Below are 25,798 nucleotides of genomic sequence, written 5' to 3'. Positions count from 1 at the left end.
GGGGGGCTAACCTTTACGCAATTATTATACACTCTATGTCCCCTGTCACCCCAAAAGAGCTATAACGCTATTTCCTTTATTACCCTACCTGGAGCGGTTATTTGCCTCACTTTAGTCTTATTAATAATCGTAATCGCATCATTAATCTGCTATGGCCAATTATTGGACTTAACTGGAAAAGGGTATTAGGTACCCATAAAGTGTACCTAATTATAGCCAAGGGAGTTCCCCCCTAATCACTAGGTTTTAATCAAAATTCCCTTATTACCTGAACAGGCCGGTACGGTCTATACTAAACCTAGTCTCCAGATTAATCTGGCAATTGGGATAAATTTTGTGCCAATTGTTTTTTTGCCATTCTCCTGGGTATTTTACCCTAAACTTTTCACCTAAACCAACGGCGTCAGAATTTAGTGACTGCAGTTTAACGAACAGGTTACTAATCCTTTTGTTAATTTCTGCTTCCGCATGACTCATAATAACATTTTTGTCCTCTTCTGTTATTTCCATTTTTCTGGGATTGGTCTCAACAATCGCTCCAGAAACTTTGGTTTTTATTCCAAAGGTTACTTTACCGTTATTGTCACGTTCCAAAGTAATATCATTTTTTGACTTTACATCCTTGAAGGCGACATAATCACCCTTTTTCAATGGGACAGTCAGGTAGCCAGTGGAAGAGCCCTGGATCATAGCCAGTGTTTTCGTTTCCTCGAGGTCCAGTTCCCCTACATAATGGTTATTAGAGAAAAGCGCTGTCCCTGATATGTCGTAACTCCCTTCAGAAGCTTTTATCATAGGAATATGCGGGTCGGATGTCTTATTATCCAGCTGGGCCAAAACTCTCCATAGGTCAATAGGTATAGCCAGTGTTTTTTTACTGTGCGTCTGAAAAAACAGATCCACATAGTTGCCCGGTATATTATTGGGTTCGTTTTTCATGTCCAGAAGTTCCTTGGGATCAGCCTTTGTGACTAGCAAAGTGGTATTAGGAGGTATATACGGGATCCGTCCGATAAAATCCAGCAGGTTGTTAATATCACCTCGGGCTGCATTCTCAGTTAATACAATTGCTCTCAGCTGCCCAAAATAAATATCTCTTTCCGATTTAGCTTGCAATTTGGACCACGCATCGGTAATGGAATTGTCTTCCGCTGTAATAACATAATTTCGTTTTTGGAACTGCTGCTGAGTTCCTATAACGGGCGGCAATAATGTGCCAGGCACGCTAAAAACAGTGCCCATTTTTATTTTTCCGGTGTTGTCCACATCAAAAAATAAGGCATTCGTTGACACACGCCGATTGATTTCTTGCACATCCCAGCAACCCACGTTGAAAAGTACAGTTAAGCTTAGTAGTAACGCTAAGACAATTTTACTTCGCACCGAAAGTATCCCCTCTCTTCAATAAGGCTGCCAAAAGCCAGATCAATAATGGAAGCCCAAAGACAACAAGGAAACCGGCAGTACGTAGATAATCAGACAGAAAACGAATATCTACAACGCTTGGCGGAGCAAGGATTAGAAACATAATAATCGGAAACCAGAGCAGCACAAACCGTTTATAATTAAGAATTCCCAACAGCTGAGTGGTGGCTAGGGCCAAAGCAAAGTATAACCCTGCAATAGCCAAGCAGATTTGGGAAAAATAGCTGACAACAAAGAAGAGCCCTATAGTTTGCATTAGGTAAGGTATGTTTGCTTTCATAGTAAGTGCCATGACAGGCCAGGAGTAACGCAAAACACCTGCCGCACCGTATGTGCCTATCCCGCTGACCACAAATATTAGTATGGCTGTACTTGCTAGTAAGACGGCCGCAAGTATAGTTTTAAACCCTTTTTGCGTTTTTGTCAGGTATGGATAAAACATAAACAAGGCTGCCAATGGGAAAAATATATAAAACATTTGCAGAGCACCCAACGGCAGTTGGTAATCCTGGGTATAAAACACTGGTCGTACGTAATCAAGCTTAAACCCCTGAAAAGAGAAGACTGCGGACAGGAAAATGAATACCACCGCCACCGGAAAAATAAATGCTGCCAACCTAGTTATACCTTCAATTCCTTTGTGAGAAATGTAAGCCGTAGTAGACAAAAGGATTATGGCAATAGCCCAGAGGGGTGTCCGGTTTAGGAAAAAACCATTACTCAAGTCGGCAATTTGCCTCGTGGCCCATACGGTAATAATGAGTAAAAACAACAGGAAGAAGCTAGCAATACCTTTGCCAATTATTTTTCCGCAAACCAAGGGGAGGTACTCGATGATTGACTTACCGGGGAACCTTTTACCCAACCGAACTGCACATAAAACTACTGGAGTAGCCAGCATAATGGCCAAAATAAAGCCCAGGTACCCGTTAGAACCCATATATTTTGCTGCTACATACGGAGAGCTTATTACACCATATCCGTAAAGTGACGAAAACATAATGTTAAAAAGCAAACCGGGTCCGATTCCGGTCGTTTCCTTGAGCATTACTCGTCCTCCTCATTGTCTGTATTACCTAATCTGTCCTCCTGCTGCGGGCGGTAGGTGGGTGGTCTCCTGTTGCTGGCCCACCAGGGTAAACGCCCAAAGCCGTCCAGCATGTCCACCGGCAAAGGCGGCCCCCAGGGCGCTAGGTAAGATACTCCAAAGGATTTCAAACCTGCCATATGGGCCAGTATCAGCAGCCCGGCTATTGACAACCCCAGTATCCCAAAAGCTCCGCTGGCAAAAAACAAAAAGTACCTAGCAAGCCGCCAAGCCTGTTCTTTGGACGGGTTAGACGTGGAAAAGGAAGCTAGGGCCGTGAAAATCACCACCATGATGGTGGTTCCGGCAATCATTCCGGAGTTGATAGCCGCCTGGCCGAGAACGATGCCCCCTCCTATCCCCATGATCATATTGATGTTGGCCGGCAGCCTGACACTGGCCTCCCGAAAAATCTCAAAGACCAGTAAGGTTAAAAAAACTTCAATGACTGCCGGGAAGGGCACCTGGGTCCGCCCGGAGGCAACGACCTGAATCAAAAAGGAAGGCAATAACTCGGGATTAACCGAGATGAGCGCTGTATAGAGTGCTGGGAGAGTTACTGCCATTGCAGTTCCGATAAAGCGAATCAACCTTAAGAACGATCCGATCCAGTAGTTAAAATAATAGTCCTCGGGAGTTTGGTAAAACTCATTGGAAGTGGCGGGCACAATTAATGTAAAGGGCGATTTATCCACGATGATGGCAATCCGCCCTTCCAAAATCGAAGCGGCGACTTTGTCCGGCCTTTCTGTTTCCTGTACCAGGGGGAAAAAGGTTAACCTATGATCCGTGATCATTTCGCTGATATAACCGCTGTCGATGATCCCATCGATACTGATTTTCTCTAGGCGTTTGTTCACTTCCACTACCGTATCAGGATTGGCTACATCGAGTAAATAGAGAATTAACACCTTTGTCTTCGTCCGTTCCCCGATTATTTTGCTTTCAACCCTCAGATTGGGGTCTTTGATCCAACGTCGGATCAGACTGAGATTATCTTTGATATCCTCAGTAAATCCTTCCCTGTTGCCTCGGACGTTTTTTTCAGTAATTGATTCTTCAATAGGACGGCGTGGGTATCCGGGAAGACTAATGCCGAAAATTTTATCTTCATTGGGCACAATAAGTAAGGCTTGACCCGTCATCAACCCTTCTAGCGCATCGTTAAAATCCGTAAATAAATCGATCACAGAGGCTGATATCAGTAGTTCAACTGTAGCTGCTGTGATAGTTTCACTTTTTTCTCTGATAAACTTGTTAACCGGTTCAATAACCTGGGATCCTAGCAAGCTGATGTCTGCCAGAGATTCAAGATAGACTGCAGCCATTACGAGTCCGTTCTCGGTGGTAAAACGATGAATGATAAGATCTGAGGGAGTACCAGTATACTTTGTAACGTTAACTAAAATATCCTCAACGGTACCGGAAATTGGTTTATGGTCAGAAATCATGGATTTTATTTTCTGAGGTTGGAGTTTATTGGAGAACCTAAATCTAGTTAAATTAAACATCATGATCCCTCGTTCATAGAACTTACTACTTTAACAATTGTAAGTTTACCCGTATTCAATCCGATTATCCCTTAGATTCTGGCCTTCGACAGCTCTTTTCCTGTTCCTGACTCCCCCTACTGACTCACAGGAAAATACTAACTATTCCAAGGTCTCCTGTTTTTGCCCAAATAAGTAAAAATCCAGAGCATATTGTCGCCCTGGATTACTTTTTTATCATTAAATAAATTCCCCGCAAAGCCGTTTAGCTTATTTGGTTTTAACCCTGCTCTCGCAGGTGGGCATTTTCACCCTACTTTTTGGTCTTCCCTTAGCTTTTGAGGCCTGACCTAATCAGTAAGTTTATCAAATTCCCGAATTTGTTTATGGCTAATTCAACAAACTTATAACTAGATCGATCAAAACTAATCTAAAGGATAACTTCACCGACACTGGAAATATAAGATTTTTTGCCTTAGCAACGGCCAAACAATTTATTGACTTATGATCAAATTACTAGTATAGTAAACAAGTCCGTTAAATAAATAGTGGATTTTGCAAAAACCTTCTTTTGTTGCCTAAAGCACTGGGAAGCAATGACACTTCCTTATTAGTTGCGGGTAATTAAATAATCGGAGGTTTTTATTATGTTTGAAGAAAAAGTGTTAACCTGTAAAGATTGCGGTGCTGAGTTTGTATTCTCGGCTTCGGAGCAAGAATTTTACGCAGAAAAAGGCTTTACCAACGAGCCTGGCCGTTGTCCTTCCTGCCGTGCAGCAAGAAAGCAACAAACTCGCGGTAACAGCGGCGGCTACCAACGCCAAGAACGCCAAATGTACCCAGCGGTCTGCGCTTCATGTGGCGTAGATACAATGGTACCTTTCCAGCCCAGTGGCGACAAACCGGTATATTGCCGCGATTGCTTCACGCCACGCAGCCGTTACTAAAATTTAAGAGAGACCTTCTTGGGGTAATTCCTAAGAAGGTCTTTTTTTATTCCTAGGCTTAGGAACAGGGATGAAGGGCAACAGCAGGGATATAATCTCTTTGCTAAAGTTCCTGTTATCAATATCCAATATATAATGCTCCTTTGCGCCGTCATAAGGAAAGCCTTTTTGCGCCTCTTCCATTTTATCCCTGATACAATCAAGAATTTTTACATAGACTGTATTATCACAAACCAGAAGAATAGGTTTCTCTTCTACATAGACCATATACTCGCCAAACATTTTTTTATATCTGATTGTACCTGCTCCCGAGATCTGTTCACAAACATACTCTATAAAATCCGAACTGGTAGCCATGTCACACCTCCCGTCTATTTCATCTGCCTCTACTCTTACCTTCAATAATTGATCAGCATTCCTGATTTAGAGCTCAAAGACCTTCTGATGACAGCAACCCTAACCCTATTCTTCCTTCTTGAAGATGATATATTAAGTCAAACATAATCACTTACTTCTCTAATGTAAAGTCCGGCTTAGACCTATCGTTTTTCTAGTTCCAGTCCACAATTTTTACAAAAGTTTGCCCCTTCATCTTCAGTGATTGTACTGCAGCTTGTGCAGATTCGCCAGTTAGCCTTCCCTGATCTAGTTCTCGCCAGTTCACTAGAGACAATACCGGTAGGAACTGCGATTACGCCATAGCCAAGGAGCATCAGCAATGATGCAACCACCCTCCCAAGTGGTGTGATCGGAGTAATATCACCGAAACCCACTGTTGTGAGCGTTACGATTGCCCAGTATACCGACGCAGGTATACTATTAAAGCCGCTGGTCTCTCCCTCAATCAAGTACATTAGTGTCCCCACGATTACAACGACAACCAAGACGGCTTCAAGGAAAACGGTGATTTTATATCGGCTGGCTTTTAGTGCATTTAGTAATGAATAAGATTCACCGACATACTTGCCAAGATTTAGGATTCGGAAAACCCGCAACAATCGAAAGACCCTTAAGATCAAAGCGAACTGACTTCCAGCAATAAAAATGCTTAGATATGCTGGTAGAATCGCAAGCAAATCTATGATGCCGAAGAAACTTTTTAGATATTTTAATTTATTTCTTACAATCAATATTCTGGTGATGTATTCTATCGTAAAGAGGATTGTTATCACCCATTCAATCCAATAAAGGTATTCCAAATAACTTTTTGACAGATTCGGCAAAGTTTCCATCATTATACAGGTAATACTTATTAGTATGAGCCATAGAAGTGCAACATCAAAAGCCCGCCCAGCCCTGGTATTCGCCTGGAAAATAACTATGTATAATTTTTCTTTCAATGATAAGTTCTTTTGGTCTTGCCCCATTTTGTCTATCCTCATTTTTAGCCTTTAGTTAGTTAAATCACGTGAATGAGTTTGGTGTGACAGTATAGACTGTTCCCCACTTAGATTCTTCAAGAATTGCTAAAATCCTCCATGTTTTTAGAATGTAATAAAAAAGACGTACATTCAAGGATCAAAATCATCGGATATACCGACTAACTTCATTTTTTAGTCTTAATCTACCCAACAATCACTCAAATCTTTCATACTCTTTACCAAGCCGATATACGCTTTCACTAATCTTAAAGCAGTGAGTCCTCATTTAATATTTGACGCCTAGGCACAATCTAAGCCCCAAGGACATTTTCCGATCCACATTTAGGGATTTAGCCAAATATTTCCCGATCAGTTTCTGATAAGTTGGAGGTTGAAGCATTCTCTCACATCAGTAAAGGCGTATGGGTAAGTTGTTTGCAAAGCTTGATCTTAGTGGTCTTGTTGCGGTTGCCAAGCAAACTGTAGTGTCTTATGCTATTGTCCTTGTAGTCCCGCCATTTGAAGGACACCGCATCCTTTTCAATGTTGGTAATGCGCTTATTTAGATATAGCCACCCGGTCATATTACGTGGCTGATGATAAACCAAATTGGTATGCTCTTAACATCTTTCTATTGGGTGCTTTTCGCCATAGGCGATAAAAATGCTAATACTCGCGTTATCACAACCAAGTTTAGAACTTGCGCAACAATTTCCACCTGCACAGTCAATAGAGACGTTCTTTAAACCTGCTTTTAGCAACCATTGTTTTACATCTTCGCGCGTAAAACCCATCCATCGATCATGATGTTCCTTTCTCAAAAATTCGAAATTGTGTTGATCCAAATCAGTGAGAACCAACTTTCCTTCTGGCTTTAAGATACGTACCATTTCTTTTATTGCAATAAAGGGATCTTCCACATGATGTAAATACATATTTGCCATGGCATAGTCTACAGTATCATTATCTATGGGTAATTTTTCCCCTTCTCCCTGGCGGTAATCAATAGTATTAATATCTGCAAATTTTTGCTTCATTTGATTTAGCATTGCTTCAGAACAGTCAACTGCAATAACCCTTAAACCATTATGAATCAAACCTTCTGCGAGATACCCAGTTCCAGTTCCTATATCTGCAGCTAATTTTCCTTCTTCAACTGCGGCAAGACTATAAGCTTTCTGTCTTACTGCATCAGAAAAAAAACCTTGGCTCATTGTATCCCATTGATTGGCTACTTGTGCGAAATAAGCTTTACTCCCCATATAACACACCTACTTTCTAACAACAAAACTTATACTTATTTTTAATACTCTGTTTGCATTCCATGTTACAAAAGTCATTCATTACTTTTTCTCTATTATCTGTACCAAGAAGTTCCATGATAGCAATAGCTGTAGCAAATAGAATTATGAACAATAAAATAGACAACATAATAAACCCTTCCCTTCCATAACTCAATTTCTTAATTAGTCGTTTATCCCTACGGCTTCAAGTAATATCTGTAAGCTTTCAAGTACTTGCTGTTTTTTATCTTCTGGAATTGAATTGTATACCTTCGTAAAATATTGATTCATTTCCTCTTCAATACCTTTAAATAGTTTATCCCCGTTTTCAGAAAGTGAAATTGTTACATACCTTCTGTCTTGCGGGTCTATCTCTCGCTTAACCAATTCATTCGTTACTAAATTATTAACCGTCCGACTCATGGTACTGTTTTCAAGGTTTAATTGTTCAGCCAGTTCGTTTAAAGAAATATCTTTTATACGACCAATTTCAACCAAAGCGTGGCACTGTGCCATTGATATTCCGCAACATGAATACTGATTGTCCTCCAAAACACCGAGTTTTCTTTCCAGTAGTCTAATCATTTCCCGCAACTGCATTGGCGGATCTGAAAAGTTCATAGTAATCACCTCTTGCAACTATTGTATCATGTAATAGTTTGCAATTACAACTATATTTTTGACAACTTCCTTCCCCTCACTAGACTATAACACTAACCCCAAAAACCCCTTACAAACAGGTCTATCATGTTTAACTTCTTGGTAAAATTCATAAAATATCTACTCCGAAGGTTGCCCTCTTAAGAAAGTACAAGAGTAATTTTTAAATGCTGCCTTTACTATAATTATTTGCATAAGCTATAAACATGATCTATGAGCACGCGTCAACCTTAATGAAAAATTTTTCGAGACACAAATAAATAGAAACAGAAAACATCACTCACTTTTTGAGCAACGCAAAAATCCTGCAAGCCTTTGGCTCTACAGGATTTTTGCGTTGCTCAACTGTCAAAGTCGGGATATAACACGAAGCGTGCAAATATTATGTGATGGGATTAAGGAACTAAAACCTTAATTTCAGATTAGATACTTTTTCACGATAGCATAAAACTTTTCCGCATTAATTGGTTTTCCTAGATAATCATCCATCCCTGCATCAAGGCATTTTTCACGGTCGCCTACTAAAGCAAAAGCCGTGGTAGCAATTATCGGAGTATATTTATTACATGTTTTCTCCATTTCCCTAATAAGTCTAGTAGTTTCATAGCCACTTATATCGGGCATCTGGATATCCATAAATATCATATCAAAGCTCTCATATTTCAATAAATCTATTGCTTGTTTGCCGTTTATCACAGTTTTTAGATTGATATTTATTCGTTCGCAAAGCTTCTTCATCAACACGCTACTTACAAAATCATCTTCAACGAGCAAGGCCGAGAATTTGGGCAGAACTATTGTTGGAGTATCTCCCTTGTTAGTGGTAGCGAAGGATTTGTCATCCGTTGCCTCCATGAAAATAACATAAAATACAAAATTACTCCCAACCCCTGGCTCACTTTCTACACAGATTTCGCCATTCATCATATTGATTAGCTGTTTCGAAATGGCCAAACCCAAACCCGTACCTCCATATTTCTTGGTTATTGAATCGTCTCCCTGGGTGAAATAAGTAAATAACTGTCTGATTTTATCCTCAGCTATGCCCACCCCAGTATCGTTTATGCTAAAAACTAACTGTACTCGATCCTTAAAGGTTTTACCTTTAGTGATGGTCAACTCGACACTTCCGCGTTCTGTAAACTTAATAGCATTTCCCAGCAAATTAAACAAAATCTGTTTAACTCTGCCCGAATCACCCATGAGATCTCCTTGAATTATCTCATCTATATGAGATTTATATTCAAGACCTTTACGGATGACCAAGGGTTTGATGAGATTATCAACTTCATTAACCAGCCTATTTATACTAAACCTTTCCTGGCTTAAAACAACTTTACCTGCTTCGATTTTTGATAAATCGAGAATATCATTTATAATTGTTAAAAGGTTATCTCCACTGGTTTTGATAATTTTTGCCATTTCCTTCTTCTCATCCTTTAGATCCATGATGAGTAGCTGCGCCATACCAAGAATGCCGTTCATTGGTGTCCGAATTTCATGGCTCATATTGGCGAGGAACTGGCTTTTTGCTCTATTTGCTGCTTCAGCTTGCTCTTTTGCTGCTTTTAACCTTTCAGATGATCTTTTATCTTCTGTGATATCGGTAAGTATGACCCCAAAATAACCTGGCTCCGGGCTGTACGCGTACAGTGTGCACCATCGATCTCTTTTTCTTACCTTATATTCATTAATTTTAACGCTATAACCCATACTATTTCCGGTCAGTTTTTTAAATAAATCGTAAACTTCCTCTTTTAATTCAGGAAATAGTTCCAGGACCCTCTTACCCACAATGTCTTCCCTTTTTTGGCCGGTTATCGTCTCAAACGAATCGTTCACCTCAACGTATATTGCATCTATAGGTTTATTGTAATCATCTTTAAATGCCTTGAAATATGCAAAACCAGTATCCATGTTCATAAGCAGGGTTTGATATTTAGTTTTACTTTTGATTAATTCATATTCCGCTTTCTTCCTTTCTGTAATATCACGGGCAATAGAAAGCCACACCTGGTTTCCCTGTAATTCAAAGCAGTGTATATTTACTTCAACAGGAATCTCCTTGCCGTCCTTTGCGATATGAATATTTTCAATCGTAATGCTTGATTTTGGTTGAAGGTGTTTAAGATATGTTTTGGCTTCAGCGCGATTCTGGGGTGCAATGACACTCGATGTCGGCATAGAAATTAATTCTTCTCTGGTATACCCTAGCCTCTTGCATGCAGCATCATTCACTTCAATAATCCTGCCAATTTTATCAGGATCCATGCTAAACGTTTGTAAAAACAGTGCATCCGCAGCACCATTGAAGATAATACGGAACTTCTCTTCACTCTCTTTTAAGGCACATTCGGTCTCTTTTCGGTCTGATATATCCCTTATAATATTTACTAACAGACGCTTGTTTCCTACATAAGCACTTTGGGAACTGACCTCAACCGGAAATGTACTTCCATCTTTTCTCCTGTGAACGGATTCAAAAAAGATGCCTTCATTGCCTACTTTATCAAGCTGTTCTTTTGTCATATTATCTGCCCCACACAGGTCAAAGATCGTTTTGGTACACAATCCCTCCTGTGTGTAACCATAAGCTTTAGCTGCTGCTTCATTTGCTTCCATTATTCGGCCATCTCTATCTATAAGCAGGATGATATCCCGCGCTTTTTCTAAAAGCAGTTCGTAGCGCTTCAAGCCTTCCTCGGCCTTTTTTTCTTCTGTAATATCAAAAACTGCCCCAATATAACCGGCAAATTTATCATCCAAATTATAATAAGGAGTGCCAATGGAAGTAACCCAACGGTACTCCCCATCATATCGTCGCATCCTAAACTCAACTTTGTAAGGAACACACTTTTCAAAGGACTCACTATAAACTTTTAGGAACCTCTCTGTATCTTCCGGGTGACAGGTTTTAATCCAACCAGAACCTAATACTTCTTCAGCACTAAAACCGGTAAAATCAAGCCATACCTTGTTTAAATAGTCACATTCCTTTTTAGTATTGACTCTCCATACCATTGTAGGAAAGTTGTCCATCATCTTCAGGCAGGCTTCCTTTGAATTAGCTGCTGACAATTCTTTTTCTTTGCTGTCAGTTATGTCTGTGAATGTTACAATTACATTTGGCTTAGCTTTTAACATAATTGGAGTAATACTAGTTTTAAACCATAATTCAACTTTACTGCCTTCATGAATGAACACTTTACTAACTTCCAGGTTTTTAGTAGTTGCTCCTTCCTTCAAAGCTAATCTCACAGCTTCTCTTAGTTTGCAGTCCTGGCACTGCTTGCCGTAACCGCACCCTTTTTCGTCTTCAAAGCTTCCTATACAACAAAATCCATTTCCGAAGCTTTCTCCAATTACATCTTGGTATTTCTTACCTAATAATTGTAAGGCGGATTCATTAATCTCACACATTAAAGCTTTTTTATTTAGAACGATCATTGCAACCGAGTTTAAGTCGAATATCCTTTTAAAATTGTCTTGTTCCATATATTTCTTTTCCATATGTATAGCTTGGTCTCCAGACATTTTAACACCTGCCCTATTAGTATAATTAGTTATTCTGAGAAGACTGGAGAACCCTATAAACTAATTGACTAGCCTTTACCCGATATACGAAGGAGGTAGAAATCACCTACCAAGCCTCGATGTTCGGCTCGGCTGAACAAGTTCACTCTTACTATCTTTATAATTCTACCACAGATATTTCTGGATAATTGACATCAAGCAAGAGGAACATTCTTCCAGCGACTAAACATAGTACTTGTAATAATCTTTAAGCCCCATAAAATGAGGTTAGTAAGCAACTAATTAATATTTACTTAATCTATTAAATCGGTTAGTAAACCTTAAAAAATCCGAGCTTCTTAAGGGAATAGAATGAGAACATTCTAATCTTTCTAGAAAAGCCCGGACAAATACATTTAATTAAGAGACTCGAAAGATATTATTCTAAGATCAATAATTCTTGCTTTTTTCTGTCAAACTCTTCCTGTGTGAGAACACCCATATCTAACAACTGCTTAAACTTCAGAATTTTGTCGGCAACACTAAATGGAGTGATCTTCTCCTTAATTTCCGAACTTTTACCAACTTCAACTTCCATATTAGTAAACTCTGCATCAATGATGTCTGGTATTTCCTTTTCATTTCCTGAAAGTCTCGATTTAAATCATCTTTATTATAGTTATCAACTGATTGGTACCATGTATCTCTTAAACGTGTACCCATTGGTTTCATCGAGGCATAGGTCAATCCCCCAGAGATTATCCCACCTATTATTGGGACTACTTTTTGCAAAAGGTAGAAATCGCAAAATAGTTACTATAGGTGTGTATTTTTAACGATATGGTGTATAAAACAAAAAAAAGATGCTTTTTCCCTTAAAATCCGAAAAGCCCAGCATTGCTGGACTTTTTTTATGTTCTTCTAATTGTATCAAAGATGGAGTACTTATTTGTCTAATGACTCAATCTTTGATACAAATTAACGATGCACCCACTCTTTTTTCAAAGGGGGTGCATTTGCCTTTAGGGGGGTGCAAAATTGAAAAGGGGGTGCATTTTAAAAATTTAGGAAGCAATTTCTTCAGGTGTGTGAATCCGTTCTGACTTCTTGCCATCCCCCCAGCCATTTCAATTTAGTTTCAAGGCAAATCCAAAAGCGACGTAGCGTAGCACTATGGGGGGCCACAATTTAACTGTAGGTTTTAAGAATAATTAGCAGTAAAAAGTCAAGACCAAGTTAATATTTTCAATGGAACTAAATACCTTTTATAATGCAGAGTTAATTGACTCATAATCAATTTTTAGTCTGTCTATTTTAAAACAATTCGAATCAATTGCTTCTTTAAGAGCTTTTTCCGCTAATTTATAATTACCAATTGATAATGCAATATATCCCGTTTGATAACTTCTAATAGGACTTGGTTTACGTCCAAAACCATGTGTCCCAAAAGTCTCTTCATTATCTTCTAAAAGCGTTCGTAGAACCTCGGTCATATTTTCATACCGTTCAAACCAAGCAAGACCAGCACTCACCAATTCTTGCTTAACATCGTTAAGAGCTAATTCCAAATATGCGCCTTCAGGGTCAATGAACCATACATTTTTCCTCGAAAGCTCTATTTGTTCGAGCTTTTTAAGTAAGGGCTTACGAAAGTGACACTCGTATTCTTGGGGACACAGGTAACCAGCCCTTTCCTTAATGGTGTTGGTGTGACCAAATTGATTTGGTATGTCCTTAAAGTAGATTCCGAGATTAACTGCAAACGAAAATGTTGTACAACCGAGACTTCCAGCTAAATACGAATTAAACGACTGGAAATTGACAGTCTCAATTTTATTAGTGCCATATCTCCAGGCTGTTCTTTGAGTAAACACTTCAAAACCATTGCCTTTTAACAAAGGAAATATGTGCTGTTTAATAGCTTTATTTACCATCTTGCTGTCCACTAAATTCCAACTCCATCGTTACATTCAATATTCTACATTGTCCTGCATTGAGTCGCGAATAAGAATTTGCGGAAGTTAATTGTTCACATCTATTCCTCAAATTCCATCTTCCAGATAGCCCAAAGTGAACAATACGCATGTTCGTCATCAGGATATTCAGAAAGAAGTAAGGACTGAATTTGTTTAGCTTTATCAAATTCTTTAATTAGCCCATATTCCGAAATATCTTCGGATAAAAAAGCCTTATCAAACCCTCCGCAATTAGTCAAAGCACTTATTCTAACATCATCAATCAAATCATATCCATAGAACCTAAATCTTTTATCCATTTGGATATTGGCGCAATTACTTTTTGGTTCTCTTTTTACGGCAAGTATTTGGCAATCGTTTCGACCTTGCAGTTTACTTAATAATAAATCTAAATCGTTGACAATGTCATTGAACCAACTCGTTCCAGGCAAATAGTTATACCCATCCTCAATATACCTTAATATCCTCGGACACAAAGTATTAAACGAAATAACTTCTTCTATGTGGAAAAGTTTGCTCCATTCTTTGTATCTATGAGTGGGGAAAAAAGTTTCTACGGCTACATATCCAATGTCCATAGCGGATGCCTCTTTCCATTAGATAAACTTCCAATTGGTATTACGAATGCTGTTCAACGCTGAATTAGCGCGGACGACAAATGACTAAAGGGTATAAGAATTAGCAGAAGTTAATAATTTAATTGTCTAGTTTGTCAAGCACCTCTTTTTGAACCAGAAACATACACTTAGAATTTGATTGGTAATTATAATACCTGTGGAAATCAGGGGCTAGATATCTAATGCTTTTTTTGTTATCTAAGTCGTACTCAATTATTTCTTTAATTGAATTAAAAGAGGTTTTTCTTTTCTCTAAGTAAAACTTATAAAAACAGTCTAAACCAAAATAGCGCTTTAATTCTGAAGACTTTGCTTGTACCTCTTTGGAAGTATGAAATGGAGTCTCCTGAATCATCACAGTGATGAAATCATCGTAATCCCGAACTTCAAATGCGGGAGCATTTAAGAATTTATCCCTTCCCCATAAATCTATATATGGTTTCCCGAAGATGTTTACCCAACTAAAACCTCCAAGGCAGTCTTCTATACTTCTGCCTGACGTGTAGGTATCCCCATTGTAATTCAAATCTACGAACGCATAGCATGCCCTGAGCATAGCAAATAAGTCATTAACAAGTGTGGTTATAAACGTCAGGTCGGTTTTCTTAGATACCTCTATTTTTAATGTTTGGAGAAGTGGTTTAGCGAAGTATTCACTTACACTTAATTCAATAACAAAGACTTTGCCTTTTATAGCTATACGCCCCTGTGAAATACAAACTTCAGCAACATCACTTTTCGATAATGAATTATATTCAAACTTTGGTCTAGTTGCCGAAAGACCATATTTAATAGGCACTAAGTCTTTTAGTTCCAGATGCGTTATCAAATCAGTGATTTCGTCTTTCCCTAAGCTGACAAATGACTTAAAGCTACAGTGTAATAGATTCTTTGCCATTCATTATCACCCTTGTTATGCTAAATTATAGTGCCTCTATTTTCTTCATTAAATAATTCAAAACCAAGTTATCCATATTTCTGCTTAGCATTGGTACTGTCGATGCATCCGACACCGAGGTAGGACGGTATTTTTTTATACTGATGGGTTTAAGAATAATGCGATTATGTATTATGTAGTCCATCCTAGTCTGTATCTGCCGATTTTTATCTATCTTAGTAATAACTCAATGTCCTCGTGTTCCTTTATTATATGGATAATTATATCGAATAAAGTATCTCCCTTTTCCTGTTTTGCATTTTCCAATAGTTCATTTAACTTAGTCCTATTTTTGGGATGACATCTTTTTAGAATGTTCTCATAATAACTGGTTGCCGCCTTATGTCCTAAAACATTTTTACTCTTATTGGCGTTTTCCCATATGAGTTTTATTGGTTCGCCATACTCGTGTACCCCAAAACCCCCATGGAGAAAATCATTAAATGCGTCTAAGTTATACCATGTCATCCAAGTTGAACCTTCTCCAATGGTAAGGACTCTATTTATTTCGTTTCGGAAACCATCGGCATCATTGAAATTATCTCCGTTAATTGTTATTTCTTTTCTCTTCATGTAATCACATCCCGATGATATAATCATTAACCTTCGAATGCAGTCCAACACCAAGGTGGCCAGCATCATTTACACTGAAGGGTTTAAGAAAAATGTTCATAACATTAAGCGTTATCAATACAGCTTTTATATATTCAAAGTTCCAGGACAAAGAGAAGTATTTTTGTTAATTCGAAAGAGCATCAGTATCATAATATCTTAATGGCATGGTTTTCCACCTGTTTTGGGCTACCGAGGAATTATTCTGTTTTAAATACCGACATTGCCTTCATTTTATCTATTGTATGAAGTAATCTTTCTTCAGAAATATTGGCAAACTTCATTGTTAAAGGGATTTTAATTGTAGTTGTTTTTATAAATAATTTATCTATTGGTTCTATTCCAGTAATCTTAAAAAATGTCCACCCTCTATAACCAGCAACCCTTTCAGCATGTTCAATTTTATCCCAATCATAGACTTTTTCTTTCTTAAATATAACCTTTATTTTTATTGAATTTTCATTCAGTTCGATATACTCATTCTTAAGAAATGGGCCTATTATAAATAAATAATGAGATAATACTAGAAGGATAAAAAGTCCCCCAAAAAATATTAAGTCTTGAGTTTCAAAATGAATATTTTCGTAGTTTCCAAGTTTTGGAATAGTAATTGATAAAAGTAAAATATCTAAATCCAAAAAAATAATAAATCCTATTATAATCTTACTTGATTTAGCAAAAAAAATAGAAGGTATAGGGTATGGTCCACCTTCATTTTTGCCTTTCATTCAGACCATCTCCTTTGGAGCAAAGATACGAATTTTTTAACCTCAATCCTTTTACTTTAACCTTTATAATTAAGCTTCATCCTTTGTTTATTCCACATTGGTCCCGAATAAGAATTAGTGGACGTTGGGTGATTATTCTATGTACTTTTAGTCATCTTTCCAACGTATGATTACTTGCTTAGTCCTCTTTTAATTTGTGTATTAACTTTTTCTACACGTTTTATCGCTTGTTCTTTGATATAATTCAGATTTTTGCTCCATTTTTTTATCTTGTTTGTTTCATGGTTCCATACAAAAATCTCCGTGTCAGTGGTTGAACCAGATTTCTTTATTACTAGTTGATTACCTGTATCATTTCCTGCTATTGAAATAAACTCGTCAGACATATAGGGCCAACGACCTTTTGTATTTTCGTAAACTATATGATTTGAGGTTTTTCGCGGGTTCGATTTGTCAAACACAGGATAAAACAGCCATCCCCCTGGTAATTCTATGCCATTTGAGATTTGCCAAATACTTGTCAATTGTTCCTGGAACTTAATCCCCATTGCATCAGCAGCAACTCCTATTTGCTCTATGCTAATGCCAAGGTTAGGATAAAGCTGACTGTTTGTATTTTCCATTTCCTATTCCAATCCTTCCAAAAAGCCTTAATGAGATTAAGTGAGGAGACAGTTTAAGAATAACTGGAAGTTAAAAAAACTCAAATTCTTATATTATCATAAATAGGGAGAATAAAGTGCCTTCCTTAACCAATGTTATTCTATTATTTGACTTAACAATTGCCTCTTTTACATACAATAATTGGTTACATAGCTTTATAAAAAGTGGTGGATAATACATCAGATTTAAATTGTTAAAACGGAGGGGTAAAAATGAAATTCATAAAATCTATTCAAATGATATTAAACTTGTACCAGAAAATCCCTCGTATCAAAGACACAACTATTTTAGGATTGATAAGTGGAACTCTAGGTGTTTTAGCAATGGATACATTCGATATTATTGCATGGCTAAAAGGAAAACATGAAATGCTTTATGGACATTTGTCTGGCTCGATGATTTTTCACCCTATTAGAACGCACCGCAGAGAGAATTTTATCATTGGAAAGTTCATGCATGTAATAACAGGGGGTGCACTAGGTTGTTTAGTCACTTGGTATTTGCAGAAAACAGGAAAAGACCATCATTTAATTAAAGGTTCAATGATTGGATTAGGTTCTTGGTTGATTCTCTACGAGTTTGGTCAAAATAGAGGATGGTTTGCTTTGAAGGCTCGAAAATCAAGCAGTTTCTACATTTCAATTTTAGCAAATATAATATATGGAGCAACAACAGCTCAAGCCATTGTATCGTTAGCAGATTCTTCTGTCTTCGACAGAAATCCTAACACAGCTAATAAAACAATAACAAATAAGTCAATCTATAATACTCCCGAACCGACTTATTCGGAATTTGAACATAACGTACAAATGTATTCTCAGTAAGCCATGCTCAATTCTTTGAATGTATCATCCAACTTCGTGTGAATAATCTGTCACAAGGACTGAGAAATTAGTTCTTTTTTATTTATTGTTACGGTGTAAGTTCCCTAATTTCAAGTGGCTCATTAACCAGAATCGATGGCTCTTGCAGAACATATTATTCAGCCTTATAAAAAGATGCGTGAGTTATCATTATTGAAGCCACCTCATTCCGATTGGGATAAGGTGGCTCTCGTTATTCAAGTTATAACTCTTAAATTACAGAAGTATTAAACGTTAATTGTATTATTGCTGGCGAATCACCTTCGCATTATCCTACTAATGGTATTACAGTATAATCATAGGAATTAAGGCACATAGAAACATAACTGCTATTAAAAATCCGTATATTAAGATATTCCTTATTAACCTTTCTCTCGAAGTCATAGCCTCTAATCTTTTGTTTTCCTTCTCGATTTGTATTTGAACATCTCCCAACTTACTAGCTGTTCCAAAATAGACCAAAGCTGGAGAAATGATTAGAATAACTAACCCAAAATAGTCTCTATTACCTTTAAAAAACTCAAGTATCCCCCAGATTGTAAATGGAATAAGCGCCAGACCAAAGGGTATTGCTATAATCCTCGTCCGAACTCCTTTCCGAAGTGCTTTCATACAACCCCATGACACTATAATTACCAACAAGAAAATCAACGCTGAGATAATGCTAGCCTTCTGGACTTGGTTAAAACTATCGAAAATCATTATTGGCTCCTTTAAAAATAATAATAACTAAAACATGCCCCATGGGGGGCACATTATGCTAAAGATCCAATTGCTGGATTCCAAAAGAAGGTCTCAGCTTTTGAACTCAGTTATCGACATCGCGTTAAAACCTAACCTCAACTCTTCTCCCAGCAAGGAAAATCACTTCTACCGTGCTATCGTTTCCTACTAATATATGATCCAGTGTCTTGAGCATCAGTTCATATGAGAACCCTTCAATCCGGCCTATTTCCTCAACCAAATGTCTAAGTTCTTTTACCCGATACCTAATCAATGCATCGCTTCCATGTATATCTTCATAAAGTATCCGGTTTTCCACCAGCTCGTTCCAAGCCTTAATGAAGGCACGTTCCGATAGATCCCCATCAATCCTTACTTCAAATTGGCAATCGTCCAGTCCCAGCGGTTTATACCGACCTGCTCTAAATCCTAAGCAGCGCCAATATTGCCTACCCAGGTCCTTGGTACGTGCTGACTCTCGCATGACATATGTACGCCCACAGTGCTTACAGATTACTTTTCCTACAAAGCCATACTTCTGGCTCTGATTATAATGGTACTTGCTCATAAAATGAGCCTTCTTATACTGCTCCTGCCGCTCAAATTCCAGCTGCACACACTCCCAGGTATCTTTGTCAATAATCGCCGGATGGGTGTCTTCATAATAATACTGCGGCAGTTCTCCCTTGTTCTTAACCCTCTTCTTGGTTAAAGGCTCAGCGTTAAAGGTCTTCTGAAACAATGTATCTCCCTTGATCTTCTCATTGGTGAGTATTTTCTTAATCACACTACTGCTCCACTCCTTGTTACCACGCTCCGTGAGAACCCCATCTTCCGTAAGTCGCCTTGCGATGGTGTGGTAGCCATACCCATCCAAGAATTCCTGGTAGATTCGACGCACGATGGCAGCCTGAGCTTCATTAATAACAAGATTCCCTCGATTGTCTTTGTCATAGCCTAAGAACTTGCCGCACGGGACGCTCTGGATAAGTCCACGCTCATATTTGCGATGGATTCCCCACTTAACATTCCCGGATAACACCAGGCTTTCGTTTTGTGCCACTGCTGAGATTAGCGTCAGCAACAATTCGCCTTCACTTTTCATGGTGTGTATCTTTTCTCGTTCAAAATACACATCGACCCCAATAGCCCTTAACGCCCGGATACTGTTCAGTGCATCTAAAGTATTCCGGCCAAAGCGGGAGACACTTTTGGTGATAATCCTATCGACGGCCCCTTCTCTACAGTCCTCCATTAGCCTCATAAAGGCATCTCGCTTGCGCATATCTGTGCCGGAAATGCCTTGATCTGTATAAATACCTACTAATGTATAGCCGGGATTTTCGTTGATGTACTTCTCGTAGTACTGGATCTGGTTGTTAATGCTTAACAGTTGCTCTTCACTGTTCGTAGAAACCCTGCAGTACGCTGCTACCCTCAGTTTCTTCGTTTCATCATCAGCGGCCTTTTCCTCTGCTGTTCTCGACAGCGGGTATAAGACGGAAATTCTTTTGGGACCTCTTTTTTGGGCTTTCACTTCTTATCTCCTCCACAACCATGGCCTCTGTAATCGGCATGTCCTTCATTAGCTCCTGCAGTGTTTTATCTGGTATCCGCATCCCGCGGCAAACGGACTTCCCCTTCTGCATATAGGTTGCGCAGATCCAACTGACCCATCGACCTTCATGGACAACGCGGATCAGACTGGCGCTGCAGTACGGGCACTTAAGCATTCCCGTTAGCGGGGAGAACTTTGTCTTGCGGCCCTCCCGTATGGCCTGAGCTGCCTCCCAGTCTTGGCGGCTGACAATGCCGGGATGGTTATCTCGAACATAGTACTGCTCTTTTTGTCCCCGATTGATCCGTTGCCTACCGTTCTCCGCGATATAGCTCTTTTGCAGGAGGCAATCTCCTTGATACTTCTCGTTGGAGATAATACTGATGACTCGGCTTGACTTCCACTCCTTTTGGGCATAAGTTGGGACACTCTGTTCATTGAGTACTTGGGCAATGCGATAGGCCGACATCCCCTCCAGATAAAGCCGGTAAATCTGGAGGACGATGTCGGCCTGTTCTTCGTTGATGACTAGGTTGCCCTGTTCGTCTTTATCGTAGCCGAGCAGACGGTTGGTATCGACCATCACCTCCCCGGCTTTGAATTTACTGCGCATGGCCCACTGCACATTGCTGCAGACCGATTTGCGTTCTTCTTCAGCGATGGCTCCCAAGACACTTAGCATTAGTTCTCCTTCAGCGCTTAGAGTATGAATTGATTGTTCTTCGAAGATCACAGCCACCCCGGCCTCTTTAAGCTCTCTGATAGATTGAAGGAGTGTCACGGTATCTCGGGAAAAGCGGGAGATGGACTTCGTTAGAATCAAGTCAAGGTCTCCCGCCTTAGCTGCCTTCAGCATGGCCTGAAACCCAGGACGCTCCTCCTTGGCACCGGATATTCCAGAGTCTGAGTATATGCCGCTGTATTCATAGTCTGGGTTAGAGCGAATCCGGTGCTCATAATAGTCCGTCTGATTCTGAAGCGAATTGAGTTGACCGACGTGTTCCGTTGAGACCCGGACATATGCGCAGGTCCTCAGTTTTAGAGGCTTGAGAAATGGGTTTCGTTGACGAGGGATTTCGATGACCTTTCTTGTACTCATAGTATTACCTCGCTTACGACTCAATGGTCCAAGGGAGTTCTGTTCCATCTTTAAATTGAAAGACCACTTCGTGCTCTGATTTAATCACCATTGTACTCAGAGTTGCACACCATAGGCTTTCATCAAACACAGCCAGCAGTTGCTCCTGCTTTTTCAGTTCCTTTATAAAGGCTTTCATCTGGTTCCGCTTGGCAGTACACATGGCGATCTCGTTATTCAATTCCTGCCGACGTTTTTGCAGTTCGTTATAGCGGTTGGCGTAGGCGTTGTATTTACGATGATATTCCTGCTGCTCGATGGCTTTACGGGCGTTTTCGGCTATCAACTTTTCAATCACCGCCTCAATCGCTGCACACTCTTCGTCGATTTGAGCGCCTTCTTTTTCTTGTGCCTTGCAGTTGGTCAATTCAGCGATGATAACCGTGTAGCCTTCTAATAAGGTGTTCTTATTTACAATCATGCTGTTAAACGCTTTAATAAAGGCTTGCTTAATGATTTCTTCTTTTAGATGCGGCGTAGAACAGAATTCCTTCTTTCTAAACTTTTTATTGCACTGCCAGATTGTTGAGGCATATTTGCTGCCCGAGTGCCATACTTTTCGCCCGTAGAAACCACCGCAGTCCCCACAAACGATCCGGCTGGCAAAGCCATTGATCGCACTGGTATAGGTCCCGGCACTTTTCCTCCGCTTGAACTCTTCCTGGACCAACTCAAAGGTCTCGGGAGGAATAATGGCCGGGTGAGAGTTTTCCACATAATACTGAGGCACTTCTCCTTCATTAACCTTCTTCTTTTTGGTCAGAAAATCGACAGTATAGGATTTCTGTAGCATCGCATCGCCTTTGTACTTTTCGTTCGTAAGGATACTTTGGACTGTGCTCACCTGCCACTTTGCTTTCCCTGAGGGTGTTGGAATACCGCTTTGAGTGAGAAACTTGGCGATGCCGTTCGGTGTTTTCCCTTCAAGGAAGAGCTTATAAATCAAGCGGACGGTTTTTGCTTCCGACTCCACAATCTTCGGCATACCATCCTCTCCTTTTTCGTAGCCAAGGAATTGCCTATAAGGGAGGCTCACTTTACCATCTGCAAAACGCTTGCGCTGGCCCCATGTAACGTTTTCTGAAATTGACCGGGACTCTTCTTGTCTAATGACTCAATCTTTGATACAAATTAACGATGCACCCACTCTTTTTTCAAAGGGGGTGCATTTGCTTTTAGGGGGGTGCAAAATTGAAAAGGGGGTGCATTTTAATTTAGGAAGCAATTTCTTCAGAAGTGCGAATCCGTTCTGACTTCTTGCCATCCCCCTCAGCCATTTCAATTTAGTTTCAAGGCAAATCCAAAAGCGACGTAGCGTAGCACTATGGGGGGCCACAATTTAACTGTTGGGTTTAAGAATAATGGGAAGACCTAAGTTTCATTTAGTTATCCCAATTAAGAGGTTTCCATTCTAAGTCTTTTTCGTCATCTTGATTCGGTTTTCGAACAAACTTTAACGAACCCTCATCATAAGCACCTATTGTCTGGAAGTTTCTTTGAGCTTCTCTCAAAGAGGGGTCATTTGCTCCCCCTTTGTAATCGGGGTCATCAAATTGCACCCAATCGTCTTCCCAAAAACAGATTGGACATATATCGTATGTCCCAGGTGGTTTATTATCAAGGGTCTTATAACCACAGCAAGGGCAAGTATATTTTCTCATTCATATTCCCCTTGACCTAACAACGTTACGAAATTAAGACTGTTCTAAAACGGGTAAATATTCATTTTCTACCCATTCTCTAAACTTTAATAAACCTTCATCATGATTTCTAACTGTAAACAAAAGCATCCCTAAAACACTGTCTCTTTCTGCTGGGAAGAACTTTAATAAATCTTTATCCTTTTCATCAGTTGGATAATATACATCCCAACTCTCATTATCATTTTCAAATCCTATGGCTTCGATACAATAACCGTTATCATAATATCCAATATGCCAATGAGAAATTTCTGACATTAAACTGCCCCCATTCTATCATTAACAAACCGTCACTATAAAGAATGAATTGTATCGCCAATTTTTAGGGCCACCTAGAACAAATCTCTCTGTATGTACGTTTCAACAGATGTGGAAGGAGAAAATCTAATGCAATATTGATTACCTAGCTCACTCTCAACTTTGAGAAACAACCTAAAGCCCCACTCGTTATGTTCTCTCTGAAGTTCAAACGCACGGTTTACTAATTTGTCAGTATTCAAATCTAACCATTTACCATATTCCAATATCCACTTCATCAACTCATTCTTTAGCTCAAAGGATAAAGGTAACTTAGGTAAATCAAGATTAAAGTTACAAATATCACACCATATTGGGTCGGCCGAAAAGTCTGCCTCCATCCTTAAAAGTTTTGTCGGCTTTTCACATCTACATCCTGTATCAACCATCTTGACTTTTCCTCCATTTGAATTGTGGTCAATTTCCTTACTAGGACAAAATGTCGTGAGTACCGTCCACTTATTAGAGGTGGGATGGCATCTTCACTGTAGAGTTTAAGAACAATGCGAAGTTCGGTGCTTGTGGAGGGTTGCGACGTCGGTTTATTACATTCATATTTCTCTCCGATGTCGCAACCCCTCTATATATGTGAAGCAGTGATTAATACCTACGTGCATTATCTTGCTTATTAACTAACTTATTTTAATAGTAAATCTCACCGTGCCAATACTTCTTAATCTCACTAATTACGGGTTCTCTATAGTTCATCATAATAAATGCTGGAGCAGTCTTCATTCCTGATATATTGTCTATGCGTTTATCTTGTTCCGAAAAGTATATCCAAGAGGCTCTACTAGCTAAAAAACTGAAATCAGCAACTCCGACCGCTTTAATATCCTTCCATATTAATTCATAACTTGTAAATGGGGTTTTATACTTCACACCTTGACTGCTTATTGTTACTTTCTGAAATAAAAGTTTGTAGCTAAAATATAAAAAAGATGCACATGTTCCTAAAAGTAGAACAAGAAAAATGAAATCTGGTATAAGTATGTAAAATAATACAGACATAACAAATAAACCAAAATAAGCAAAAGCAAAAAAGCTACCCGTAATAGGTTTAATTACATTGAATTTTTTCAAATTAGTTCACCTGACTTACTATATATACTGCTCTTACACTTATACTTATACTATCTAAACATTAAACACCCTAATACAAGTTTTCAGACCTAACGGTTTAACATAACGGTCTGTGGGATTCCCCACGCGCCCCAAACTCTTTCATCTATTCCAAGTTTAGAAAACTCTGTTTGTGATGCGACCCTCCCACAAATATTTAATCAATTAAGAACGCTGGTTGAAAATAGATATATTTGATTTTGTTTTGGATAAGTACCTTATACATTTTGTTAGAAACTATTAGACATTTTCCCTGTGAACGTGGTGGCCCACCAAACCAATCCCGTGTAAAACAAATGTCCTTACCTTGCCACGAGTCCCGTTTAAAGTATAGCAATGTCTTACAAAAATAATTTTCATAGAATCCACATTTATCACATAGATTTTTCTTCTCTACAATAGACGGTTCAACTACTGGGCCTATTCCTTCTTGTAGTTTCAAATGATAGAAACCTTCAATCGGTGAACGGTCAGTTCCAAGCTGAAACACAGGACCATAGTCAACTCCACTTATCGCTTCCTGCTGGAGAATCCTTTTCATTCTTTCAGACACAATTATCTCAACGCCGTGGCTATTATATGGCGTGGTAATGTCTAATTTTCTTATACGTTTGTATTCAACATGAAGTGATGACCGTTCTTTAAGAGTTACATTGTGATTACACGCATCACACCTTCGATACGTTGGGTCTAAATTCTCCGCATCTTTTGCATCCTCATCCAAGTTCATTACCAAAATCTCAGCTTCTTCAATCTCTATTTTTGTAAATCTGTACACCCTTCTGAAGATATTAAAGCTGATTTGATTTATTTGGAGAAAGTTCATTAACGAATGGTACTCTGATGTGTGGGTAAAAAAACTATAGGCTACACAATTGCCCAATTCAAGGTCAACTGTGTCATATGCATAGTTAGTTGACCAGGATTCAAGGAGGTTCCTATTAGTTTCTGGAACATAAACCCAAACCTTTTCTTTCACCTAAAGTTCCCTCCTGATAGGTTGTTTCACATAACGTCTCTACGGTAGCCCGTAGCTGGTTCATCTAAACTCCAATTTAGCAGAATAGACGAACTAAGTGTTGATTGTCAATGAAAATT

Annotated in this window: 26 protein-coding genes and 1 pseudogene; 2 read left to right on the top strand and 25 right to left on the bottom strand. The window is 39.0% G+C overall.

The window, feature by feature from the left end; all coding sequences use genetic code 11:
- Nucleotides 1-264: 264 nt before the first annotated feature.
- Genes DP73_RS18120 through DP73_RS18110 form a run of 3 tightly spaced genes read right to left on the bottom strand, consistent with a single transcriptional unit; the run spans nt 265 to nt 4,023 of the window.
- Nucleotides 265-1,383 carry a Ger(x)C family spore germination protein gene (locus DP73_RS18120; RefSeq protein ID WP_034601452.1) on the bottom strand — a complete coding sequence of 373 codons (1,119 nt, stop codon included), beginning with the start codon at nt 1,381-1,383 and terminating at the stop codon, nt 265-267.
- A complete protein-coding gene (locus DP73_RS18115) occupies nt 1,373-2,473 on the bottom strand; it encodes an endospore germination permease (RefSeq protein WP_034601451.1) in 1,101 nt (366 codons plus the stop codon). Before DP73_RS18115 ends, DP73_RS18120 begins: the two co-directional genes overlap by 11 nt.
- On the bottom strand, nt 2,473-4,023 hold the full coding sequence (locus DP73_RS18110) for a spore germination protein (RefSeq protein WP_052090837.1): 1,551 nt from the start codon (nt 4,021-4,023) through the stop codon (nt 2,473-2,475). The genes DP73_RS18115 and DP73_RS18110 overlap by 1 nt, the downstream gene beginning before the upstream one ends.
- A 626-nt stretch (nt 4,024-4,649) precedes the next feature.
- Between DP73_RS18110 and DP73_RS18105 the strand changes: the two genes are divergently transcribed.
- A complete protein-coding gene (locus DP73_RS18105; RefSeq protein WP_034601450.1) occupies nt 4,650-4,949 on the top strand; it encodes a zinc-ribbon domain containing protein in 300 nt (99 codons plus the stop codon).
- Between the two features lie 30 nt (nt 4,950-4,979).
- Here the strand turns inward: DP73_RS18105 and DP73_RS18100 are convergent, their stop codons facing one another.
- The 13 genes and pseudogenes from DP73_RS18100 to DP73_RS18050 form a co-directional block, all read right to left on the bottom strand.
- Entirely contained in the window at nt 4,980-5,306 is a 327-nt protein-coding gene (locus DP73_RS18100) for a TfoX/Sxy family protein (protein WP_034601448.1), read from the bottom strand.
- A gap of 182 nt (nt 5,307-5,488) precedes the next feature.
- Nucleotides 5,489-6,316: an ion transporter gene (locus DP73_RS18095; RefSeq protein ID WP_034601446.1), complete on the bottom strand. Its 828-nt coding sequence runs from the start codon at nt 6,314-6,316 to the stop codon at nt 5,489-5,491.
- Nucleotides 6,317-6,714: 398 nt separating this feature from the next.
- Nucleotides 6,715-6,873: pseudogene (locus DP73_RS24040) on the bottom strand (IS91 family transposase); the annotation flags it as partial.
- A 57-nt stretch (nt 6,874-6,930) separates the two neighbouring features.
- Nucleotides 6,931-7,572, bottom strand: coding sequence for a class I SAM-dependent methyltransferase (locus tag DP73_RS18090; protein ID WP_034601443.1), 642 nt, complete (start codon nt 7,570-7,572; stop codon nt 6,931-6,933).
- A gap of 204 nt (nt 7,573-7,776) precedes the next feature.
- Entirely contained in the window at nt 7,777-8,214 is a 438-nt protein-coding gene (locus DP73_RS18085; RefSeq protein ID WP_034601441.1) for a MarR family transcriptional regulator, read from the bottom strand.
- Nucleotides 8,215-8,670: 456 nt separating this feature from the next.
- Nucleotides 8,671-11,787: a PAS domain S-box protein gene (locus DP73_RS22155; protein ID WP_052090832.1), complete on the bottom strand. Its 3,117-nt coding sequence runs from the start codon at nt 11,785-11,787 to the stop codon at nt 8,671-8,673.
- A gap of 418 nt (nt 11,788-12,205) precedes the next feature.
- On the bottom strand, nt 12,206-12,364 hold the full coding sequence (locus DP73_RS22815) for an SHOCT domain-containing protein (protein ID WP_081963091.1): 159 nt from the start codon (nt 12,362-12,364) through the stop codon (nt 12,206-12,208).
- A 667-nt stretch (nt 12,365-13,031) separates the two neighbouring features.
- Nucleotides 13,032-13,712, bottom strand: coding sequence for a DUF4304 domain-containing protein (locus DP73_RS18075; RefSeq protein WP_034601440.1), 681 nt, complete (start codon nt 13,710-13,712; stop codon nt 13,032-13,034).
- 89 nt (nt 13,713-13,801) lie between these two features.
- A complete protein-coding gene (locus DP73_RS18070; protein WP_034601438.1) occupies nt 13,802-14,320 on the bottom strand; it encodes a hypothetical protein in 519 nt (172 codons plus the stop codon).
- Between the two features lie 118 nt (nt 14,321-14,438).
- Nucleotides 14,439-15,257, bottom strand: a complete 819-nt coding sequence (locus tag DP73_RS18065) for a hypothetical protein (RefSeq protein WP_034601436.1) — start codon at nt 15,255-15,257, stop codon at nt 14,439-14,441.
- 210 nt (nt 15,258-15,467) lie between these two features.
- Nucleotides 15,468-15,869, bottom strand: coding sequence for a barstar family protein (locus DP73_RS23180; protein WP_034601435.1), 402 nt, complete (start codon nt 15,867-15,869; stop codon nt 15,468-15,470).
- A 239-nt stretch (nt 15,870-16,108) separates the two neighbouring features.
- Complete coding sequence (locus DP73_RS18055) at nt 16,109-16,636, bottom strand: hypothetical protein (protein WP_034601433.1); 528 nt, start codon at nt 16,634-16,636, stop codon at nt 16,109-16,111.
- A 170-nt stretch (nt 16,637-16,806) separates the two neighbouring features.
- Nucleotides 16,807-17,259 carry an SMI1/KNR4 family protein gene (locus DP73_RS18050; protein ID WP_034601432.1) on the bottom strand — a complete coding sequence of 151 codons (453 nt, stop codon included), beginning with the start codon at nt 17,257-17,259 and terminating at the stop codon, nt 16,807-16,809.
- 252 nt (nt 17,260-17,511) lie between these two features.
- On the opposite strand from DP73_RS18050, the gene DP73_RS18045 reads away from it, so the two are divergent.
- The gene (locus DP73_RS18045; RefSeq protein WP_052090830.1) at nt 17,512-18,123 is read left to right on the top strand and encodes a hypothetical protein; all 612 of its coding nucleotides are present in this window, start codon (nt 17,512-17,514) and stop codon (nt 18,121-18,123) included.
- Nucleotides 18,124-18,447: 324 nt separating this feature from the next.
- On the opposite strand, the gene DP73_RS18040 is transcribed toward DP73_RS18045, so the two are convergent.
- From DP73_RS18040 to DP73_RS23725, 9 genes are all read right to left on the bottom strand, one after another.
- On the bottom strand, nt 18,448-18,864 hold the full coding sequence (locus DP73_RS18040) for a hypothetical protein (protein ID WP_034601430.1): 417 nt from the start codon (nt 18,862-18,864) through the stop codon (nt 18,448-18,450).
- A gap of 124 nt (nt 18,865-18,988) precedes the next feature.
- Complete coding sequence (locus tag DP73_RS18035) at nt 18,989-20,422, bottom strand: recombinase family protein (protein ID WP_052090828.1); 1,434 nt, start codon at nt 20,420-20,422, stop codon at nt 18,989-18,991.
- Nucleotides 20,343-21,566, bottom strand: coding sequence for a recombinase family protein (locus DP73_RS18030; protein ID WP_242865801.1), 1,224 nt, complete (start codon nt 21,564-21,566; stop codon nt 20,343-20,345). Before DP73_RS18030 ends, DP73_RS18035 begins: the two co-directional genes overlap by 80 nt.
- Complete coding sequence (locus DP73_RS18025; protein WP_052090826.1) at nt 21,556-22,566, bottom strand: recombinase family protein; 1,011 nt, start codon at nt 22,564-22,566, stop codon at nt 21,556-21,558. The genes DP73_RS18030 and DP73_RS18025 overlap by 11 nt, the downstream gene beginning before the upstream one ends.
- A gap of 397 nt (nt 22,567-22,963) precedes the next feature.
- Nucleotides 22,964-23,242 (bottom strand): CPCC family cysteine-rich protein, encoded by a 279-nt coding sequence (locus DP73_RS18020; RefSeq protein ID WP_034601429.1) that lies wholly within the window; start codon nt 23,240-23,242, stop codon nt 22,964-22,966.
- 33 nt (nt 23,243-23,275) lie between these two features.
- Complete coding sequence (locus tag DP73_RS18015; RefSeq protein WP_034601426.1) at nt 23,276-23,539, bottom strand: DUF3986 family protein; 264 nt, start codon at nt 23,537-23,539, stop codon at nt 23,276-23,278.
- A gap of 74 nt (nt 23,540-23,613) precedes the next feature.
- Nucleotides 23,614-23,967, bottom strand: coding sequence for a hypothetical protein (locus DP73_RS18010; protein ID WP_034601425.1), 354 nt, complete (start codon nt 23,965-23,967; stop codon nt 23,614-23,616).
- A 253-nt stretch (nt 23,968-24,220) separates the two neighbouring features.
- Nucleotides 24,221-24,661 (bottom strand): hypothetical protein, encoded by a 441-nt coding sequence (locus DP73_RS18005; protein ID WP_034601423.1) that lies wholly within the window; start codon nt 24,659-24,661, stop codon nt 24,221-24,223.
- A 196-nt stretch (nt 24,662-24,857) separates the two neighbouring features.
- Nucleotides 24,858-25,679, bottom strand: a complete 822-nt coding sequence (locus DP73_RS23725) for a hypothetical protein (RefSeq protein ID WP_205623412.1) — start codon at nt 25,677-25,679, stop codon at nt 24,858-24,860.
- Between the last annotated feature and the right edge of the window lie 119 nt (nt 25,680-25,798).

It is taken from the genome of Desulfosporosinus sp. HMP52, assembly GCF_000765145.1.
Classification (GTDB): domain Bacteria; phylum Bacillota; class Desulfitobacteriia; order Desulfitobacteriales; family Desulfitobacteriaceae; genus Desulfosporosinus.
This window is presented reverse-complemented; position numbering and strand designations above follow the sequence as displayed.